Raw genomic sequence first — 1,406 nt, 5'->3', positions numbered from 1 at the left:
ATCGGCATCCACCACCACAGCGACACCCCTACCGCCGACACCCTCACCGACGCCCTCCAACAGGCACTCCAACCCTCGGTCGCCAACCGCGCCCGCGCGCTGGCCCCCCAGCTCCGCCACGACGGCGCCCACATCGCCGCCCAACGCCTCAACACCACGTGACCAGCCGGCCTGCCTTGTGACGTTGCGGATCTGGCACTTTGAGGCTCAGCCAAGGTAGGAGCGGTGATGGCACTGACCTTCGTAGTCGGCACCGGCCGATGCGGATCTACGATGCTGAGCAGGGCTCTCAACGCCCATCCGTCGGTGCTCTGCCTGAGCGAGTTCTTCGCCTCGCTACGAAACCGCGCCTTCCCTGTGGAACCGCTCGACGGCGCACAGTTCTGGCAGCTGCTCAGCGCCCCCGACAAGGCTGTAGACGCGATGGTACGAAACGGCCTGCGCACGCCGGAGCAGGTGTACCCGTACGAGACTGGCAGGTTCGGCGGTAGCCGGGGCGTTCCCGCCATCAGGCACATGACCCTGCCAGCCCTCAGTGACGACCCAGATGCCCTGTATGACGAGCTTGAGGCGGAAATTCCCTCCTGGCCGCACCGGCCGATCGGAGAGCACTACCGCGACTTGTACAGCTGGTTCGCGCAGCGGTTCGGTCGCCGCGTCGTCGTCGAGCGGTCTGGGGCGTCACTGCTGTTCGTGCACCGCCTGCGGAAGATGTTTCCGGAGGCGCGGTTCGTTCATATGTTCCGCGACGGCGCTGACTGCGCGTTGTCCATGAGCCGGCATTTCGGCTTCCGTCTGATGGTGTTGCCCAGGGTAGCTGCCCGGATCGTGGGGGCACCAGCGAACGGTCTACTCAAGAACAGTGCAGCCGCGCTCCCGGCTGAGTTCCAGCGGCTCTTCCGCCTCGACTTCAGTGAGGAGGCGCTCATGGGGGTCGACATCCCGCTCTGGGAGTTTGGCGAATTCTGGTCAACGATGATCCAACAGGGCGTCCAGGAACTTGCCGGACTGGGTGGGGAGGCTCGGCTCGATCTGCGCTATGAGGATCTGCTCGCCGATCCTCGCGCGAAGTTCACCGCGCTGGCGTCGTACATCGGCGTCGACGCCGACGCTCAATGGCTCGACCAGGTCAGCGGCCTGATCGAGCCATCCCGGGTCGGCGCGGCGGGCCAACTGGACCGGTCAGTCCGCGACGAGCTGCGGACCGCGTGTGCCCCGGGCGAACTGGCCTTGAGCTCCCTGTGACGCCGCCGTTCGGTGGTGGAGCGACTTCACCAAACCACGGCTGACTCCCGAACAGGTCGGCCCAGGGGAGTTGCCCCTTGATCGTGGACACCCTGATCATTGGATCGTGTTGATCCATAGGACAGGAGTTCCCGTTGGGGACGTCGAAGTACTCGCCTGAG

Annotated in this window: 1 protein-coding gene; it reads left to right on the top strand. The window is 65.6% G+C overall.

All coding sequences use genetic code 11. The features are described from left to right. Nucleotides 1–228 precede the first annotated feature (228 nt). Nucleotides 229–1,245 carry a sulfotransferase gene (locus tag ABD287_RS18320; RefSeq protein ID WP_344174775.1) on the top strand — a complete coding sequence of 339 codons (1,017 nt, stop codon included), beginning with the start codon at nt 229–231 and terminating at the stop codon, nt 1,243–1,245. The last annotated feature ends 161 nt before the right edge of the window (nt 1,246–1,406 follow it).

It is taken from the genome of Pilimelia columellifera subsp. columellifera (assembly GCF_039532605.1).
In the GTDB taxonomy this organism is placed as follows: domain Bacteria; phylum Actinomycetota; class Actinomycetes; order Mycobacteriales; family Micromonosporaceae; genus Pilimelia; species Pilimelia columellifera.
Note: the sequence above shows the minus strand (reverse complement) of the source record. Positions and strands in the feature narration are given on the sequence as shown.